The sequence below is a fragment of the Cobetia sp. UCD-24C genome, from assembly GCF_001306765.1.
In the GTDB taxonomy this organism is placed as follows: domain Bacteria; phylum Pseudomonadota; class Gammaproteobacteria; order Pseudomonadales; family Halomonadaceae; genus Cobetia; species Cobetia amphilecti.
The window spans coordinates 1-18,066 of sequence record NZ_LJTD01000006.1 but is presented as its reverse complement, the minus strand read 5'-3'; the positions used below and the strand labels follow the sequence as shown (position 1 = coordinate 18,066).

Here is an 18,066-nt window from a genome sequence, read left to right as displayed (position 1 = left end):
CGCGCCGGACGTGTATTGCTGCACGCGCACCGCGAAGTGTGCGGCGATAACGACATCAATGCCGGACACGACGACCACGAGGGCCGCCCCATGAGTGCAAGCGAACATCCGTCAGGGATCAGCTTCGAATTCTTCCCGCCGAATACCGAGGCCGGGCGTGAAAAGCTCAAGGGGGTTAGCGATCAGCTGGCGGCGCTGGAGCCGGAGTTCTTCTCCGTCACCTATGGCGCGGGTGGCTCCACGCGTGAGCGCACCTTCAACACCGTGCAGTCGGTCAGCGCCAGCGGCATCTGCACTGCGCCGCACCTGTCGTGTGTCGGCAGCGACCGCGGCGAGCTGCGCGAGATCCTGGCGCAATACCGCGAGCAGGGCGTCAAGCGCCTGGTGGCGTTGCGCGGGGACCTGCCCTCCGGAATGGGCTCGCGCAGCGAGCTGCGTTACGCCAACGAGCTGGTCGAGTTCGTGCGCGAGGAGACCGGCGATCACTTCGAGATCGCGGTGGCGGCCTATCCGGAGTGCCATCCGCAGGCCGACAACTACCACAGCGATCTCGAGAACTTCGCGCGCAAGATGCAGGCCGGCGCCGATATCGCCATCACCCAGTACTTCTTCAATGCCGATGCCTACTTCCACTTCGTGGAGCGCGCGCGTGCCGCCGGTATTCAGCAGCTGATCATCCCGGGGATCATGCCGATCACCAACTACACCCGGCTGGCGCGTTTCTCCGATTCCTGCGGGGCGGACATCCCGCGCTGGCTCCGCCAGCAGCTCGAGAGCTATGGCGATGACAGCGAGAGCCTTCAGGCCTTCGGCACCGAGGTGATCTCGCGCATGAGTCAGCGTCTGCTGGATGGCGGCGCGCCGGGCCTGCACTTCTATACCCTCAATCAGGCCGAACCGTGTCTCAAGGTGCTGGAAAATCTGGGGATCTCTTCTCGTTGAGTCACGCGCGCCGGGCGTGCACGGCAAGTAATTGGAAGAGCGCCATTGAATGTGACGTCGCTCGCCCTGAGGTCTGACGGGTAGCCGCTAGTGACAGCGGCCCGCAAGCCACTCAAGGCGTCGGCAGTGACGCCGGCCTCAGTGATGGAGAGATTGCTCATGAATCACGAGACACAGCACACGGCATCCTTTACGACCTCGTCCAGAAAGCCCCTCAAGACCGCCGCGACGGTGGTGCTCGGCGCCTGGTTGTTCGGCGGTGTCGCCCAGGCCGCCACCGAGGTGGAAATGCATCGCGTCAGCAGTGATGGCGTTGGTAAGTCCGTCGGCAGTGTCATGGCCGAGGACACCGCTGATGGTCTGCTGCTGACGCCGAAGATCGAGGGGCTCGAGAGCGGCATCCACGGCTTCCACCTGCATGCCAATGCCAGCTGCGAACCGGCCGAGAAGGATGGCGAGACCGTCGCCGCCGCCGCGGCAGGTAGCCACTTCGATCCAGAAGAGACCGGTACCCACCAGGGCCCCTACGGTGATGGCCACCTCGGTGACCTTCCGGCATTGAGCGTCGATGCCGATGGCAAGATCTCGCTGCCGGTGCTGTCACCGCGCCTCAAGGAAAGCGATCTCAGCGGCCATGCGCTGATGATCCACTCCGGCGGTGACAACTATACCGATACGCCCAAGCTGGGCGGTGGCGGCTCGCGCGTCGCCTGCGGTGTGGTTGACTGATGTGTGGTCGACTGAACGGTGATCGACAGATCTGCGGTCGACTGGTCTGTGGTCAAGTGAACCACCTGCCGAGATGACATGAAAAAGCCCCGCCAATTGGCGGGGCTTTTTCATGTCACAACGATACAGCAGGTGTCAGTGTAGCTTGCCGGGGTCCAGAATGCGCACCGGCTGAACCTCATCGCTCGCCGGCGTCTCGCGGGGGTCGCTCACGCGCGTGGAAATCTCGGCGAGGGTCGGCGGTTCCTCGATGGCTTGCTGTTCGAAGAAGTCGCAGGACACGCAGTCACGGTAGCGGGTCTCGTTCTGCTCCCAGGTGCGCAGGCGGTCCATTGCTCCGCAGCGCGGGCAGACGGCACCGGCGATGAAGCGCTTGATGGTAGACATGGTGCCTCCAGTCAGGGTCAGGGTAGGTCTGGCAATCCCGCCTCGGGCGGATGATGCGCCATATGATACGCCCCCGACCGGTAAAGGTCAGGGGCGCATGGTCAGCAGCTCGTGGTCAGGCTTGCGCCATCCCGAGACGGGGCGAGATCAGGCCGCCTGGGCACCGATGCCGGAGTGACGCAGCAAGGCATCGACCTGCGGGTCACGGCCACGGAAGGCGCGGAACAGCTCGGCGACGTCACGCGAGCCACCGCGTGCCAGTACCTCGTCACGGAAGCGTTGGCCGGTGGCGGTATCGAAGACCGCGCTTTCCTCGAAGGCGCTGAAGGCGTCTGCCGACAGCACTTCGGCCCACTTGTAGCTGTAATAACCCGCGGCGTAACCGCCGGCGAAGATATGGCTGAAGCCATTCTGGAAGCGATTGAACTCGACCGCCGGCACCACGGCGACCTTGCTGCGCACCTCGTCGAGCAGCGCCTGGACATCGCTGGCCGACGGCTTGTCGAGCTCATGATGCAGGCGGAAGTCGAACAGCGAGAACTCCAGCTGGCGGACCATGGTCATCGCCGCCTGGAAGTTGCGGGCTGCCTGCAGGCGCTCGAGCATGTCATCCGGCAGGCGCTCGCCGGTGTCGACGTGACGTGCGATCAGATCCAGCCCTTCACGCTCGTAGCAGAAGTTCTCCATGAACTGGCTGGGCAGCTCGACGGCGTCCCAGGCCACGCCGTTGATGCCGGAGACTTCGGCGACTTCCTGACGGGTCAGCATGTGATGCAGGCCGTGACCGAACTCGTGGAACAGCGTGACCACTTCATCGTGGGTCAGCAGCGCCGGGCGATCGCCCACCGGGCGGGTGAAGTTGCAGGTCAGGTAGGCGACCGGCAGCTGCAGGCTGCCATCCTCGCGGCGACGACGCACGCGGCACTCATCCATCCAGGCACCGCCCCGCTTGCCTTCACGCGCGTAGAGGTCGAGATAGAAGCCGGCGATCGGGGTGTCATTCTCGATCACCTCGTAGTAGCTGACGTCCTCGTGCCATACCGGCACTTCGCGTTGCTTGAAGGTGATGCCGTAGAGGCGGTTGACGACCTCGAACAGCCCGTCGATGGCCTGCGGCGCCGGGAAGTAGGGGCGCAGCTGCTCCTGATTGATCGCGTAGCGCGACTCGCGCAGCTTCTCGCTGGCGTAGCCGACATCCCAGGGTTGCAGGTCGTCGATGCCGAGGCTCTCGGTGGCATAGGCCGCCAGCTCGTTGAACTCTTCACGCGCCTGCGGCACGGCGCGGGTGGCGAGGTCATCCAGGAAGGCGATGACCTGCGCTGGCGAGTCGGCCATCTTGGTCGCCAGCGACAGCGAGGCGTAGTCGTCGAAGCCGATCAGCGCGGCCAGCTCCTGACGCAGGGCCAGAATCTCCTCGATCACCGGACCATTGTCGAACTCACCGGCGTTGGGGCCCTTCTCCGAGGCGCGCGTGACGAATGCGGTGTAGACCTCCTCGCGCAGCTCGCGGTTGTCGGCATAGCTGAGCACCGGGAAGAAGCTCGGGAAGTCCAGGGTGATGCGATAGCCTTCCAGGCCCTTGGCTTCGGCATTGGCCTTGAGCGCTTCAAGGCCGCTTTCCGGTACGCCCGCCAGTGCCTCTTCACCGACATCCTTGTGCCAGGCCTGGGTGGCATCCAGCACATGGTTGGAGAAGGTGTTGGAGAGCTCGGACAGGCGCGCCTGGATCTCGCCGTAACGCTGCTTCTTGTCTTGCGGCAGGTCGACACCGGCGAGGCGGAAGTCGCGCAGGCTGTTGGTGATCGCCTTCTGCTGGGCTTCATCGAGGTTTGCGAACTCATCGCTGTCCGCGAGGCGCTGATAGGCCGCGGCCAGGTCGCTGTTCTGACCCACCCAGGTAGAGTAGGCCGACAGCTTGGCGAGACAGGCCTGATAGGCTTCACGCAGCTTGGGCGAGTTCATGGTCGAGTTGAGGTGCGAGACCGGCGACCAGGCTTGGCTCAGGCGATCACCCAGCGCTTCCAGCGGCGCGGCGAAGTTGTCCCAGCGCGTGTCATCGCGGGTGGCTTCGATCAGGCGCTCGATCTCCTGCTGGTTGTGCTCCAGCAGTTCGCTGATCGCGTCCTCGACATGCTCGGCCTTGAGGGTGTCGAAGGGGGGCAGGGTATTGCGTTCCATCAGGGGATTGATCGACATCATGTACCTCGCGTCATTCGGGTGGGCGGCAGCGGTGAGCGGTAAAGGAGAACTTGCGCATCGATTGCGCCGTGAAAACGGCGTCACCGCTGCCGCAGGGATACCTAGAATGTGAGGCCTCGGCGCGTGTTATTCAATCTATCGCCTCGATAGGCGGGCGTCGCCACGCGCATGTCGCATTGGCCGAGGCCGGTACGGCTGCTATCTTGCTGGCCTTGGCCCCTGAGTGGGGCCCGTATCCTTCCCCCGTACCGAGACCACGAGAGCAGACATGAGCGAAACCACCGAACGCTGGGGCAGTCGCCGAGCCTTCATTCTGGCCGTGACCGGCGCCGCCGTAGGGCTGGGCAACATCTGGCGCTTCCCCTACATGACCGGCGAGAACGGCGGTTCCGCGTTTCTGCTGCTGTATATCGGTTTCGTGCTGTTGCTGGGCCTGCCGGTGATGATGGCCGAGATCATGATCGGGCGTGCCGGACGTCGCGGGCCGATGCAGGCGCTGGCCCATCTGGCCGTCAGCGGTGGCCGCACCCCGCACTGGCGCTGGCTGGGGCTGTTCGGCGCCATCACCATGTTCTTCATCCTGTCGTTCTATTCGGTGGTGTCGGGCTGGTCGATCGAGTATCTGGTCGATTCGCTGAAGGGTGACTTCAGTGGCATGAGCCCGCCGGAGATCGGCGCTTCCTTCGGTGCCTTCCTGGAAGACCCGGTCACAATGACCTTCAACCACACCGTCTTCATGCTGATGACGATGAGTGTGGTGGCCGCCGGTATCTCTTCCGGGCTCGAGCGCCTCAACAACCTGATGATGCCGCTACTCTACGTGCTGTTGCTGGCGCTGGCGGGTTACAGCATCAGCACGCCCGGCTTCGGTCCCGCGCTGAGCTGGCTGTTCATGCCCAACCCGAGTGCCATCACGCTGGACGTGATGCTCAATGCCATGGGGCATGCCTTCTTCACTCTGGCGGTCGGCGCCTGTGCCCTGATGGCCTACGGCGCCTACATGCCGGAGCGCCAGAGTCTGCCGACGGCCGCGATCGCCGTGGCGGCGCTGGATATCGGTGTGGCGCTGCTGGCGGGTATCGCCATCTTCGCGGCGGTCTTCAGCCAGGGCATGGACCCGGCCTCCGGCCCCGGCCTGATGTTCGTCAGCCTGCCGATCGCCTTCGCCAATCTGCCGGGCGGCAGCGTGCTGCTGGCGCTGTTCTTCCTGCTGTTGCTGCTGGCGACCTGGACCAGCTCGATCAACATCGCCGAGCCCATCGTCGAGGTGCTGGAGGGTTGGGGGCTCAAGCGTCGCCACGCGGCACTGGTGGTCGGTGTCTCGGTGTGGGCGATGGGGCTGTTGTCGGTGCTGTCCTTCTCGAGCCTCAAGGATGTGCACGTGCTGGGCGAGATGAATGTCTTCGATGCGGTGACGACGATTCCGCCGGACTTCTTCCTGCCGATCGGCGGGCTGCTGATCGCCATCTTCGCGGCCTGGGTGATGCCGCAGAATCGTGCGCTGGCAGGCCTCGGCACCTCGCGTGGCTTTTTCCGCACCTGGCGTTGGGTACTGCGCTGGATCTCGATTCCGCTGGTTGTCGTCGTGCTGGGCTGGAGCTTCTTCAAGTAAGTCCGCTTGCGCCATCGGTACGTGAATCTGGCGTTGAGTCAGCGCACGGCGTGGCGCGATGCGTGGGGCATGGCGAGCCTGCAAGCGGGGCGTCGGGACGGGGTGTCGAAAACATCGCAACGCGAGTCAGGCCGTTGCGCTATTGGCATCCCGGTGTTTGGCGCAGTAGGCTGGTTGCCTAATTCAGGAGGTAAGGCATGAGCATTAGATCCTTCAAGGGCCTGACGCCGCGACTGGGCGAGCGGGTTTTCGTCGATCCGGCCAGTGTGGTGCTGGGTGATGTCGCCCTCGGGGATGACAGCTCGGTATGGCCGCTGGCGGTGATTCGCGGCGACATGCACCGTATCCGCATCGGCGCGCGTACCAGCGTGCAGGATGGCGCGGTACTGCATATCACCCACGCCAGTGATTTCAATCCGGGCGGCTATCCGCTGGAAATCGGCGATGACGTCACCATCGGTCACAAGGCCGTGTTGCATGGCTGCACCATTCACGACCGTGTGCTGGTCGGCATGGGCGCCATCGTGATGGACGGCGTGGTGGTGGAAGATGAAGTCATCATCGCGGCGGGTGCGCTGGTGCCGCCGGGCAAGCGCCTCGAGGGCGGGCATGTGTATGCCGGCAACCCGGCCAAGGCACTGCGCCCCATCAAGGACAGTGAGCGTGAGTTCTTCACCTATTCGGCGGTGAACTACGTCAAGCTGAAGGATCAGCATCTGGCCGAAGACTACGTCGACTGAACCTCCCTCGCACAGAGCGGCAGACGTAGCAATGATCACTCCCCCGTTGGCTCAGGCCGGCGGGGGAGTGCTCGTTTCAGGGCCGGATTTTCCGCAAGCCAGGGGCGGATTTTCCACAGGCCAGGATCGGTTTTTCCACGAGCTTTAGAAGGCAGATGTGGCAGTGGCGCGCACAAACCAGGACAAGCCATTGTTTTTCATGAAATGCTTGCGTCATAATCTGGACGTATATCCAGTGCCAGCGTGTGGCGTCTGGTCCAGTGACATCGTCGAGGGCTCGCGACCCGTATTTCATGGCCAATTTTCGTACCCATATCACCGTAGCGGCCTTTGCCGGCGGCATCGTCGCGGCGGCGGGCTGGCAGGGCGGCCTGTGGTCGCTGGCGGAGGGGGTTCCGCTGGCGAGTCTGACCACCTTCGGCGGTATCCTGCCGGATATCGACTCCGACAACTCGCGCGCCATCCGTATCCTGTTCACGCTGTTTGCGGTACTGGCGACCATGGCCTGCGTGCTGTTGCTGCAGGACCGTCTGCTGGCGGGGCCGCTGATGATGGCCGGCGGCGCCACCTATCTGGGCGTGCGCTATGTGGCCAGCGCCATCTTCAAGCGTTTCACCGTCCATCGCGGCATCTGGCATTCCCTGCTGGCCTCATTGCTGTGCTCGCTGGGCGTGACGGCCGCCAGTCTGCATCTGCTCGGCCAGAGTGAGGAGCAGGCCTGGTGGCAGGGCGCGGCCCTGTTGTTCGGCGCCATGATCCACCTGCTGCTCGATGAGATGTACAGCGTCGACATGGTCGGCGCACGCCTGAAGCGCAGCTTCGGCACCGCCTTCAAGCTGTTCGATTATCGTGAGCCGGGCAACTCGCTGGCGATGGTGGCGGTGATCGCCGCCATGACGCCCTGGCTACCGCCATTGTCGGTACTGGTGGACATCATGCATCTGCAGGGGCCGCTGTCCGTGTTCGGCGCAGGCCTGTCGCGGTTGATGGCCGGCGTCTGATGCCGTCTGGCTTAAGGCCGGCGCGAATCTCAGTTGCTGTTGTGATGCCTTGGTTGTGATGCATCAGGCACGATAGGGCTCGGCGCTCAGGCCGTGCTTCTTGAGCTTGTCGTAGAGCGTCTTGCGCGGCAGGCCCAGTCGTTCGCAGGCCATCACCACCTGACCTTTGCTGGCCGCCAGGGCTTCGCGAATCAGCGCGGCCTCGAACGCCTCCATGCGCTGCGGCAGCGATTGCGCCTGCGTGGCTGCCTTCACGTTGTGCTCCAGTTCCCCCAGCTCGCCTGATTCCCTCGGTGCTCCTGATGCATGCCGCTCGCCCGTGCCGGCGGTGATGCCTTCTCTGTCCGCCTCTCTTGTGGCTTCCGGGCTGTCCACGGCCGGGCCACTCGTGCCCGCAGTGAGCGGTCGCCCTTCCGCCATGCTGTCGCCGATGTTGCCCTCCAGTCCGCCCAGCAGCACATGGCGCTCCGCACAGTTTCTCAGCTCACGCACGTTGCCCGGCCAGTCATGCGCCAGCAGCGCCTGCAGGGTGGTGGCATCCAGCGGCGGGACTTCCAGACTGGTGCGTTCACTGGCCAGAATCGCGAAGTGCCGGAACAGCTGCAGGATGTCCTCGGCATGCTCGCGCAGTGGCGGCAGATACAGCGTGACCACGTTCAGGCGGTAGTAGAGGTCTTCGCGAAACTCGCCGGCGCTGGCCGCTTCGCGCAGATCCCGCTTGGTGGCGGCGATGACGCGGATATCGATGGGGCGTGGCGTATTGCTGCCGAGCCGCTCGATGCTGCGCTCCTGCAGCACCCGCAACAGTTTTATCTGCAACGACATCGGCATCGATTCGATCTCATCGAGAAACAGGGTGCCGCCGTCGGCGTGTTCCAGCTTGCCGATGCGGCGCTCGCTGGCACCGGTGAAGGCACCTTTCTCATGGCCGAACAGTTCCGACTCGATCAATGTCTCCGGCATGCCGCCACAGTTGAGTGCCACGAAGGGCTTGCTGGCGCGGGCGCTGCGCTCGTGCAGACAGCGGGCGACACGGTCCTTGCCGGCGCCGGTCTCGCCATACAGCAGGGTGTCGGCATCGACCGCCGCCAGGCGTGATACCTGGGCATCCAGGCGCTGCATGATGTCACTGCTGCCGACCAGCCTGGGGCCGGCGCTGTTGCGCTGGGTATCCAGCTGTTCGCGCAGCGAGCGGTTCTCCAGCGCCAGCCGGCGGGCGGCCACCGCACGCCGCACGCCATCGAGCATGCGCTCGCGATCGAAGGGCTTCTCGATGAAATCCCAGGCACCGGCCTGCATGGCCGCGACGGCGGTATCGATGTCGCCATGCCCCGTCATCACGATCACCGGCAGCTCGTCATCCACGGCATGCGCCGCGTGCAGCAGGCTCAGGCCATCCATGCCCGGCATGCGAATGTCCGTGACCACCACACCCTCGAAGGGCGCTTCGGCGCGCAGGATCGCCAGTGCCTGCTCGGCACTGGCCAGCGGGCGAGTGCGGTAATCGGCCAGCATCAGACTCTGGCTCAGGCTGTCGCGCAGGTGCGGTTCGTCATCCACCACCAGCACCTGCATGTCGGTATTCGTGACGTCGCTCATGACGGCTCCTGTGAATGGTTGGCGGTGGGTGGCATCGGGGATTGTGAGGGCATCGACGGCTGTGAGGGCATCGCCAGTGAGTGCATCGAGAGTGCCGGCAGCGTCAGCCGGAACAGTGCGCCACCCAGCGGCGAGGGATACGCCTCGAGGGTGCCGCCGAGGTCGGCGACGATACGCGCGCTGATCGATAACCCCAGCCCGAGTCCCTGGCCGTCGGCACGCTGGGTATAGAAGGGTTCGAACACGCGTACCAGTTGCGATGGCTCGAGGCCGGGGCCGTTGTCGTGGACTTCCAGCACGATCTGATTGCCGGCGCTGCCCGCTTGCTCATGCAGGTTGAGCTGGATGCTGGGGGGCTCCGTGCGCTCGGGGGGCATGTCGGCAAGCGCATCCAGCGCATTGCCGAGCAGGTTGACCAACACCTGCTCCAGGCGTACCGGCTCGGCGCGCACCCGGTCAAGCTTTGGACTCGCTTCGCGAATGAGGGTCACGCCGAGTGCCTCGCAGCGTGCATGCAGCAGGCGCAGGGCGTAGTCGAGGCTGGTGGTGAGGTCGATGGCCTCCAGGCGATCACCGCTCTTGCGTGAGAACTGACGCAGCTGCGCGCTTATCTCGCCCATGCGCTGGGTCAGCTCGGTGATCTGGCGCAGATTGCTCTCGACCTGGGAGGTCTGGGCGCGGGCGAGGAAGGCGGTCGCGTTCTCGGCATAGGCGCGGATGGCGGCCAATGGCTGATTGAGCTCATGATTGATGCCGGCGGCCAGTTCCCCCAGTACCGCCAGCTTGGCGGTCTGGATCAATTCATCACGCGTCTCGCGCAGCTCGCGTTCGGCGCGGGTGCGCTCCTCGACTTCGGCGCTCAGGCGCGTGTTGCTGGCGGCGAGGTCGCGGGTGCGCTCGACCACCCGTTGCTCGAAGGCATCACATGCCTGGGCGAGTTGTTCGGCCTGGGCACGGCGTTCGCTGACATCGAAGACCGTGACCAGCCAGCGCGGGCCATTGGGGCTGGGCAGCGGCGAGCAGGAAAGCTCCAGTGGCACCGCGACACCCTCGCGCAGGCCGTGCACTTCCAGTGGGCCGACGGAGCGGGGCTGGGTCAGGCGGTCCAGCAGGTGGCGCTCGGCCGGCAGGAAAAGCTCGCGCAGATCACGCCCTTCGCGCGCGCTGGGCTGGCGGGGTGAGTCTCCCGGTGAGGCATCGGCACTCAAGGGCGAGCCGAACAGCGCGATGGCCGTCGGATTGAGATACACCAGCCGCACCCGCTCATCGAGGATGCACAGGCCAGCCTGAGTGCGGTCGATGATGCCGCGCACCCGTTGCTGGCTGCTGGCGAGATTCTGGCGCTCGCGCTCGGCGAACAGGCGACGCTCACGCAGGATGCGCAGTCGCTGCCAGCCCAGCCCTGCCAGCAGACACAGCAAGGCATAACCACCGGCCGCGAGCCCGGCCGCTTGCCAGATACCGCTGCGCAGCGGTGCCAGTGGCTTGAGTACATGCAGGCGCCAGCCGATGTCCGGCAGTGGCTGGGACAGGCTCAACCAGGCGTGCTGCCAGAGATCCCCCGGTGTCAGCTGCAACAGCTCGATGGAGGTCGTGTCTCGGCGTGACTCAAAGGGCGAGCCCAGTAGCTCCGGTAGCGCCTCGCGGTGATGCAGGCGCAGCGGGCGCAGGCGCTGATTGGCATAGCGCTGGGTATCGAGCAGCCGGTTGCGTGTCTCCTCGCTGAGTGGCTCCAGCGTGCGCAGTACCCGCTGCGCCTGGCTGGCGATGAAGATCACGCCATGCGGATCAGTGACCATGATGTCGGCATTCTGGTCGAGCCACGCCGCCTCCAGCGCCTCTATCTGCACCTTGACCACGGCCACGCCACGTCGGCCCTGGGGGCTGGTGACGGCAGCGCTGAAGAAATAACCGCGCTCACCGGAGCTGGTGCCCAGCCCGTAGAAGCGCCCCTCGCCGCCGTTGATGGCGTCTTGCCAGTAGGGGCGGAAGCGGTAGTTCTGACCGATGAAGGTGTTGGCGGAGCGCCAGTTGCTGGCGGCGATGGTCGTGCCGGTGTCATCGACCAGATAGAGGTCCGAGATGCCGGCCAGCTCACGCATGCGGTCCAGGCGCTGATTGAGCGCCACTTCCGCGCTGGGGTCTTCTGGATGATCGAGAAAGTCGCGCAGCTGGTCATTCTCTGCCACCAGTCTGGGCAGATAGGCGTGGCGATTCAGCTGTCCGCGCAGGCTGGCGGCGGTCAGACGCAGTTCGTTGTCTGCCTCATGCCCCAGGCGCTCCAGGCCCTGGCTGCGCGCCATCGAGACCGCCTGCCACACGCACAGCATCAGCCCCAGCGGTAGCGCGACCGCCAGTACGAGACGCCACAGCTGGGGCAGGCGCGTGTCCTTCATCGGCAAGCCTTCATGTTCAGGCCCTCATCTCAAGCACTGCATATCCGGAACTTCATATTCACCCAGGGCGTCATGACTGAGCGTCATGAGCCATCCGGCGCCGCCTGGGCACGGCGCAAGGCGCGCTGGGCACGAGTCTCGGCACGCTCCAGTTCCAGTAGCGAATCCTCGACGAATACCAGATGCTCATGGGCGGCGTTGCGTGCATCTTCGGCGCGGCCTTCCATGATCGCCTCGAACAGGCTGCGGTGCTGCTGGATCAGGCGCGGGCGTGATTCCGGCTTCTCGAACAGGTGGCGCAGGTTGGCCACGATGCTCTTCTCCAGCAACTGGAACAGGCTGCGCATCGAGTGCAGCAGCACCACATTGTGCGCGGCCTCGGCGATGGCGAGGTGGAAGGCGGCATCGGCACCGGCCTCGCGCTCCGGGTCACGTCCCTCGAAGCTCTTCTCCAGGTCCTCGAAGCGCTGGCGCAGCATTGCCTTGTCGGCAGGTGTGGAGCGCATGGCGGCGTAGTAGGCGCTGATGCCCTCCAGCGCATCGCGAAATTCCAGCAGATCGAGGTTGAACTCGCCGTGGCGACCCAGCAGCGCGCTGAGCGGGTCCGACCAGGCGCGCGCCAGCTCTTCAGAGACATAGGTGCCGCCGCCCTGGCGTGAGGTCAGCAGTCCGCGCGCGGCCAGCTTCTGGATGGCCTCCCGCACGGAGGGGCGCGAGACCTCGAACTGCTCGGCCAGGGTGCGCTCCGGCGGCAGGCGCTCGCCAGGTTTCAGGCTGCCTTCGATGATCATGCTTTCGAGGCGCTCGGTGAGTACATCGGCGATACGGGGTTGGCGGACAGGGGCGTAACGCATGGAAGTGTCCTTGCGGCAAAGGTGAAAGGCGGCGCCGAACGCTGGAAAGCCGGTGTGCGGCATGCAAGAGAGGGGCGCTTGCGGCGCTGCCGATGATCAGTGTGGCCCGTGGGCATTCCACGCCACAGCCGACATTGGTCTTACCAATATGTGTGATAACCACGCCTCGCGTGGGAGGTTGGCGTTCTCAGTAATTGGTAAGACCAATTTTACGCAATGAGGCTGCTTTGACCAATGTCTAGATGCCTTGCACCACATGATGTTTGACCCCTTTCAAGGCGACGCCTAGATTATGCCGAAGTGCAGCAGGGTAAATTGGTATGACCAATTTATCGGAAGGCCTGACCCAAGGGTGCGCCAACCCCCGAGTCCTTCACTGCCGTGCCAGACAACAATCACAACAATTCGCCTGCGGAGTTTCCGTCATGTCCGAGCCACTGCTGGCCTTACTGGCCTTCACCCCTATCCTGCTGGCGGGCATCCTGCTCGTCGGTCTGCAATGGCCCGCGCGTCGCGCCATGCCATTGGTCTTTCTCGTCACCGCTGCCATCGGCTATTTCGTGTGGCAGATGTCGCTGACGCGCATTCTGGCCTCCACGCTGCAGGGCCTGATGGTGACCGTCTCGGTGCTGTGGATCATCTTCGGCGCCATCTTCCTGCTCAATACGCTCAAGCATTCCGGGGCGATCGCGGTGATCCGCGGCGCCTTCACCACCGTCAGTCCCGACCGTCGCGTACAGGCCATCATCATCGCCTGGCTGTTCGGCAGCTTCATCGAGGGGGCTTCCGGCTTCGGGACGCCTGCGGCCATCGCGGCGCCGTTGCTGGTCGCCATCGGCTTCCCGGCGCTGGGGGCGGTGATGGTGGGCATGATGATCCAGTCGACGCCGGTATCATTCGGGGCGGTGGGCACGCCGATCGTGATCGGCGTGAATGCGGGCCTCGACAAGGCCAATCTCGGTGAGCAGCTGCTGGCGAACCATTCCAGCTGGGAGGCCTTCATGCAGCTGATCACCTCGGAGGTCGCCATCGTGCATGGCATCGTCGGCCTGCTGATGCCGCTGTTCATGACCGTGATGATGACGCGCTTCTTCGGCGCGAAGAAAAGCTGGAGCGAGGGGCTGTCGATTGCGCCGTTCGCGCTGTTCGTCGGCCTGTGCTTCACGCTGCCCTACGTGGCGGCGGGTATCTTCCTCGGCCCGGAATTCCCGTCACTGATCGGCGCTCTGGTCGGCTTGATCCTCGTGGTGCCAGCGGCGCGTGCCGGATTTCTACTGCCGAAGGACAGCTGGGATTTTCCGCCCGAGGCCGAGTGGCCCAAGCATTGGCTGGGTGACCTGACGCTGGAGCGTGATGATGTCGAGGCCGCCGCGGCGGGCAGAAAGCCGCTGCCTCTGTGGCTGGCGTGGTTGCCCTATGGGCTGATCGCGCTGCTGCTGGTCGCCTCACGCGTATCGAGTGACTTCAAGGGCTGGCTGGTCAGCGTGCAATTCAGTGCCACTGACCTGCTGGGTGCCAGCGGTATCTCCGGCGCGATACAGCCGCTCTATCTGCCTGGCGGCATCATGGTCTTCGTGGCCCTGATCACGCTGCTGCTGCATCGCATGGCCTCTCGCCAGCTGGTGGCGGCGGCCAGCGAATCCTGGCGCACACTGGTCGGCGCCGGCTTCGTGCTGGTGTTCACCATTCCGATGGTGCGCATCCTGATCAACTCCGGCGTCAATCTGAACGACCTGGCGTCCATGCCGGTGGTGATGGCGGACGTGGTGGCAGACAGCCTCGGTCAGGCCTACCCGTTGTTCGCCTCGGGCATCGGCGCGCTGGGCGCCTTCATCGCCGGCTCCAATACGGTCTCCAACATGATGCTGTCCCAGTTCCAGTTCAACGTCGCCGCCCAGCTCGGGCTGTCGGGAGCGCTGATGGTAGCGCTGCAGGCGGTCGGGGCCGCGGCCGGCAACATGATCGCCATCCATAACGTCGTGGCGGCCTCGGCGACCGTCGGTCTGCTGGGGCGTGAGGGTCGTACCCTGCGCATGACGGCGATTCCGACCGCCTACTATCTATTGGCCTCCGGCGTGCTGGGCATGCTGGCGTTCCACCTGGTGGGTCTGAGTGATCCGCTGCTGCCGTAAGCGTGATCCGTGTTGACTGATACCCTGAAAGACATCCTGACTGACTGATAAAGAGACTGGCCATGACCGCCGCTGCTGCCCCTGACTCCACCACTCACCCTGCCATGGGCGGGCATGCCTCACCCCAGGCGCGTGCTGCTGCCTATGACGCCCTGCGCGAGGCGTTGGCGCAGCACATTCCCGGTGAGCGCCTGATCCATGATCCGCTGCGTACCCTGGCCTACGGGACGGATGCCAGCTTCTATCGGCTGGTGCCGCAACTGGTGGTGCGGGTGCATGACGAGCAGGAGCTGGGGCATGTGTTGCGCGAATGCCGGGCGCGCAAGTTGCCGGTGACCTTCCGTGCGGCAGGGACGTCACTGTCCGGCCAGGCGCTGACGGATTCGGTGCTCATCCAGCTGGGTGGTGAGTGGCGAGGGGCGCAGGTGCTGGAGCAGGGCAGCCGCATCTGCCTGCAGCCGGGGGTGATCGGGGCGCGTGCCAATCAGCTGCTGGCACCCTTCGGGCGCAAGATCGGCCCGGACCCGGCTTCGATCAACAGTTGCATGATCGGTGGTATCGCGGCCAACAATGCGTCCGGCATGTGCTGCGGTACGGCGCACAACAGTTATCGCACCGTTGAGGACCTGCGCGTCATTCTCGCCGATGGCACCTGCCTGGATACGGCCTCGCCGGAGAGCGTGCAGGCCTTTCGCGCCAGTCATGGTGGTCTGCTCGCGGAGCTGGAGCGCATGGCGGCCAGTGTGCGCGCCGCCCCTGAGCTGGCCGAGCGCATCCGCCACAAGTATCGGCTCAAGAACACCACCGGCTATAGCCTCAATGCGCTGGTCGACTATGCCGATGGTCTCGAGATCCTCAAGCATCTGATGATCGGTTCGGAAGGCACGCTGGGCTTCATCGCCTCTATTACCTATCGCACCGTGATCGAGGAGCCGCACAAGGCGGCGGCGCTGGTGTACTACCCGAACATCGATGCGGCCTGTCGCGCCACCATGCTGCTGAAGACGGCGCCGGTCGCGGCGGTAGAGCTGATGGACCGCGCGGCGCTGCGCTCCGTCGAGGACGCACCGGGCATGCCGGACGTGTTGCGCACCCTGCCGGAAGAGGCGGTCGCGCTGCTGGTGGATGTGCGGGGCGCGCATCATCAGGAGCTGGAGGCGCGCATGGCCGAGGTTGCCCGCGTGCTGGAAGGCATCGAGACCTGCGAGTCGTGGGCCTTCACTCAGGATGCGCAGCGTTATGCGCTGTACTGGAAGATCCGCAAGGGGCTGTTCCCGGCGGTCGGTGCAGTGCGTGACCTGGGGACCACCGTGATCATCGAGGATGTCGCCTTCCCCATCGAGCGGCTGGCGGAAGGCGTCGGTGCGCTGACGGAGGTCTTCCAGCGGCATGGTTACTCCCAGGCGATCCTGTTTGGCCATGCGCTGGAGGGCAATCTTCACTTCGTCTTCCCGCAGGGCTTCGAGCGCGAAGGCGAGGTGGCGCGCTATCAGGCGCTGATGGATGACGTCGCGCAGTTGGTGGGGCAGGAATATGGTGGCTCGCTCAAGGCCGAGCATGGCACCGGTCGCAACATGGCGCCTTATGTAGAGCTTGAGTGGGGCAAGGATGCCTATGCCCTGATGTGGCGTATCAAGGAGGCCTTTGATCCGGGCAACCTGCTCAATCCGGAAGTGATCCTGACGCGCAATACTCGCCTGCATCTGGAAAACCTCAAGCCATTGCCGGCGGCGGACCCGCTGGTGGACCGCTGCATCGAGTGCGGTTTCTGTGAATCGGTCTGCCCGTCGAAGAACCTGAGCCTGACGCCGCGCCAGCGCATCGTCATCCGACGGGAGATCGCACGCCTGGCTGCGCTCGAGGCACCGGATGATGCACAGCGCGACCAGCTGGCAGTGCTCAGGAAGGAATACGCCTATCAGGGCATGGAGACCTGTGCGGGCGATGGCCTGTGCGCGACTCAGTGTCCGGTCGGTATCAATACCGGTGATCTGATCCGGGGGCTGCGTCATGAGGAGAACGCCGGTGCCGATCATCCAGGCAAGATGAAGGTGGCGCATTGGGCCGGTGAGCACTTCACACGTGTCACCAGCGGCATGCGTGGCGTGCTCAGGCTGGCGGATGGGCTGCATGGTGTCGTCGGCACGCGCAACATGCGTCGCCTGACCCAGGCTGCTCGCAAGGTGTCCGGCGACAGGGTGCAGCAATGGACTCCCAGCATGCCGGCCGCCGCTCCGCGTGATTATCTCAAGCATCTCGCACAGCCACTGGGGCGCAGTGCAGCGCCCAATGGGCATGTCGTCTACTTCCCGTCCTGCGCCACGCGTGTCTTCGGGGTCGCCGCTGATGATCGCGACCCGCGCAGTGTCACGGAAATGGCGCTGGCCTTGATGGACAAGGCCGGCTTCGAGGTCGTGCTGCCGAAAGGTCTGGAGGCGCTGTGCTGTGGCATGGCCTTCCAGTCCAAGGGGCAGTTCGAGGCGGGAGATGCCAAGGCCGCCGAGCTGGCAACGGCGCTGGTGGAGGCGAGTGACGGCGGACGGCTGCCGATCTTCTGTGATACCAGTCCGTGCCTGGCACAGGCTCAGGCCTATGCGCGCGAGCACCTCGAGGTGTCGCTGGCTCTGGTCGAGCCGGTGCAGCTGGTACTCGACTATTTATTGCCCTATCTCTCGATCACACCGCTCAAGGCGAGAGTCGCGGTGCATGTCACCTGCTCCAGTGTCCGCATGGGGCTGGCAGAGCAGTTCGTGGCGCTGGCGCGGCAGTGCGCCAGTGAAGTCGTCGTGCCGGAAGAGATCACCTGCTGCGGCTTCGCCGGCGACAAGGGCTTCAGTACACCGGAGCTCAATGCTTCGGCATTGAAGGGACTGAAGGAGGTAGTCGCCGATTGCGACTACGGGGTTTCTAACTCGCGCACCTGCGAGATAGGGCTGAGTGAGCACTCCGGGCTCAGCTATCAATCGATTCTCGGTCTGGTCGATAGAGCATCGGCACCAAGGTGATGGGAGGTGTTCGAGATGCATGACACCCTGATGACAATCTCTTGAAAAAGCCCTTGCCCTCACGGCGGTTCGTGCGTAAAGTACGCATCCGCTGCCGGGGACGCATGGCGTTACCAGCGGTGAAAGAGGTTTTCAGGTGATTGTTTTGCTTGATGTTTTTGAAGCCCGCTTCGACATCATCGATTGACAATCCCGGGCGATTCGCTAGAATACGTCGCACTCCTTACGGAACAGGTGATCGGGCAGCGCTCCTCACCACTTGATGATGCTTAGAGGCAGTCGACTGACTCATCATCAAGTGCTTGACTTCTCAAGCGTTCCAGGTAAAATATGCCTCCTCGCTTAACAGCGACGCTCTTTAAAAATTTGATCAGGTAATTCGTGTGAGCGCTTGCCGATGAGTGGTGACAAGGTCACCAAATATCGGAGCAAGCCTCTCACGAGAAGTTTGACTCTGAACCAAGTTTGGT

At 64.4% G+C, this 18,066-nt stretch carries 12 protein-coding genes; 7 read left to right on the top strand and 5 right to left on the bottom strand.

Annotated elements, in window-relative coordinates; genetic code table 11:
• The first annotated feature begins 90 nt into the window (after positions 1-90).
• On the top strand, positions 91-942 hold the full coding sequence (gene metF / locus AOG28_RS09875) for a methylenetetrahydrofolate reductase [NAD(P)H] (RefSeq protein ID WP_054556465.1): 852 nt from the start codon (positions 91-93) through the stop codon (positions 940-942).
• Between the two features lie 159 nt (positions 943-1,101).
• Positions 1,102-1,671, top strand: coding sequence for a superoxide dismutase family protein (gene sodC, locus AOG28_RS09870; RefSeq protein ID WP_082388672.1), 570 nt, complete (start codon positions 1,102-1,104; stop codon positions 1,669-1,671).
• Positions 1,672-1,806: 135 nt separating this feature from the next.
• Here the strand turns inward: sodC and AOG28_RS09865 are convergent, their stop codons facing one another.
• Together AOG28_RS09865 and prlC are read right to left on the bottom strand one after the other, a co-directional pair.
• Positions 1,807-2,058 (bottom strand): YheV family putative zinc ribbon protein, encoded by a 252-nt coding sequence (locus AOG28_RS09865; protein WP_043335719.1) that lies wholly within the window; start codon positions 2,056-2,058, stop codon positions 1,807-1,809.
• Between the two features lie 147 nt (positions 2,059-2,205).
• The gene (prlC, locus tag AOG28_RS09860) at positions 2,206-4,254 is read right to left on the bottom strand and encodes an oligopeptidase A (protein WP_054556463.1); all 2,049 of its coding nucleotides are present in this window, start codon (positions 4,252-4,254) and stop codon (positions 2,206-2,208) included.
• Between the two features lie 271 nt (positions 4,255-4,525).
• Here prlC and AOG28_RS09855 point away from each other — a divergent pair, with 271 nt between their 5' ends.
• From AOG28_RS09855 to AOG28_RS09845, 3 genes are all read left to right on the top strand, one after another.
• Positions 4,526-5,869, top strand: a complete 1,344-nt coding sequence (locus AOG28_RS09855) for a sodium-dependent transporter (protein ID WP_054556322.1) — start codon at positions 4,526-4,528, stop codon at positions 5,867-5,869.
• Between the two features lie 197 nt (positions 5,870-6,066).
• Positions 6,067-6,609 (top strand): gamma carbonic anhydrase family protein, encoded by a 543-nt coding sequence (locus AOG28_RS09850; protein WP_043335714.1) that lies wholly within the window; start codon positions 6,067-6,069, stop codon positions 6,607-6,609.
• Between the two features lie 293 nt (positions 6,610-6,902).
• Entirely contained in the window at positions 6,903-7,610 is a 708-nt protein-coding gene (locus AOG28_RS09845; RefSeq protein WP_054556321.1) for a metal-dependent hydrolase, read from the top strand.
• Between the two features lie 63 nt (positions 7,611-7,673).
• On the opposite strand, the gene AOG28_RS09840 is transcribed toward AOG28_RS09845, so the two are convergent.
• The 3 genes from AOG28_RS09840 to AOG28_RS09830 form a co-directional block, all read right to left on the bottom strand.
• Positions 7,674-9,209: a sigma-54-dependent transcriptional regulator gene (locus AOG28_RS09840; protein WP_054556320.1), complete on the bottom strand. Its 1,536-nt coding sequence runs from the start codon at positions 9,207-9,209 to the stop codon at positions 7,674-7,676.
• Positions 9,206-11,605: an ATP-binding protein gene (locus AOG28_RS09835; RefSeq protein ID WP_054556319.1), complete on the bottom strand. Its 2,400-nt coding sequence runs from the start codon at positions 11,603-11,605 to the stop codon at positions 9,206-9,208. Before AOG28_RS09835 ends, AOG28_RS09840 begins: the two co-directional genes overlap by 4 nt.
• Positions 11,606-11,688: 83 nt before the next feature.
• A complete protein-coding gene (locus tag AOG28_RS09830) occupies positions 11,689-12,459 on the bottom strand; it encodes an FCD domain-containing protein (RefSeq protein ID WP_054556318.1) in 771 nt (256 codons plus the stop codon).
• Between the two features lie 425 nt (positions 12,460-12,884).
• Here AOG28_RS09830 and AOG28_RS09825 point away from each other — a divergent pair, with 425 nt between their 5' ends.
• Positions 12,885-14,591: an L-lactate permease gene (locus tag AOG28_RS09825; RefSeq protein WP_054556317.1), complete on the top strand. Its 1,707-nt coding sequence runs from the start codon at positions 12,885-12,887 to the stop codon at positions 14,589-14,591.
• 62 nt (positions 14,592-14,653) lie between these two features.
• Positions 14,654-17,596, top strand: coding sequence for an FAD-binding and (Fe-S)-binding domain-containing protein (locus tag AOG28_RS09820; RefSeq protein ID WP_235507010.1), 2,943 nt, complete (start codon positions 14,654-14,656; stop codon positions 17,594-17,596).
• Positions 17,597-18,066: the final 470 nt, after the last annotated feature.

What these genes read in the sequence shown, in the direction of transcription:
- AOG28_RS09830 (WP_054556318.1), bottom strand. Translation starts at nt 12,459, where the DNA reads ATGCGTTACGCCCCTGTCCGCCAACCCCGTATCGCCGATGTACTCACC.
- AOG28_RS09825 (WP_054556317.1), top strand. Translation starts at nt 12,885, where the DNA reads ATGTCCGAGCCACTGCTGGCCTTACTGGCCTTCACCCCTATCCTGCTG.
- AOG28_RS09865 (WP_043335719.1), bottom strand. Translation starts at nt 2,058, where the DNA reads ATGTCTACCATCAAGCGCTTCATCGCCGGTGCCGTCTGCCCGCGCTGC.
- AOG28_RS09820 (WP_235507010.1), top strand. Translation starts at nt 14,654, where the DNA reads ATGACCGCCGCTGCTGCCCCTGACTCCACCACTCACCCTGCCATGGGC.
- sodC (WP_082388672.1), top strand. Translation starts at nt 1,102, where the DNA reads ATGAATCACGAGACACAGCACACGGCATCCTTTACGACCTCGTCCAGA.
- prlC (WP_054556463.1), bottom strand. Translation starts at nt 4,254, where the DNA reads ATGTCGATCAATCCCCTGATGGAACGCAATACCCTGCCCCCCTTCGAC.
- AOG28_RS09840 (WP_054556320.1), bottom strand. Translation starts at nt 9,209, where the DNA reads ATGAGCGACGTCACGAATACCGACATGCAGGTGCTGGTGGTGGATGAC.
- AOG28_RS09835 (WP_054556319.1), bottom strand. Translation starts at nt 11,605, where the DNA reads ATGAAGGACACGCGCCTGCCCCAGCTGTGGCGTCTCGTACTGGCGGTC.
- AOG28_RS09850 (WP_043335714.1), top strand. Translation starts at nt 6,067, where the DNA reads ATGAGCATTAGATCCTTCAAGGGCCTGACGCCGCGACTGGGCGAGCGG.
- metF (WP_054556465.1), top strand. Translation starts at nt 91, where the DNA reads ATGAGTGCAAGCGAACATCCGTCAGGGATCAGCTTCGAATTCTTCCCG.
- AOG28_RS09855 (WP_054556322.1), top strand. Translation starts at nt 4,526, where the DNA reads ATGAGCGAAACCACCGAACGCTGGGGCAGTCGCCGAGCCTTCATTCTG.
- AOG28_RS09845 (WP_054556321.1), top strand. Translation starts at nt 6,903, where the DNA reads ATGGCCAATTTTCGTACCCATATCACCGTAGCGGCCTTTGCCGGCGGC.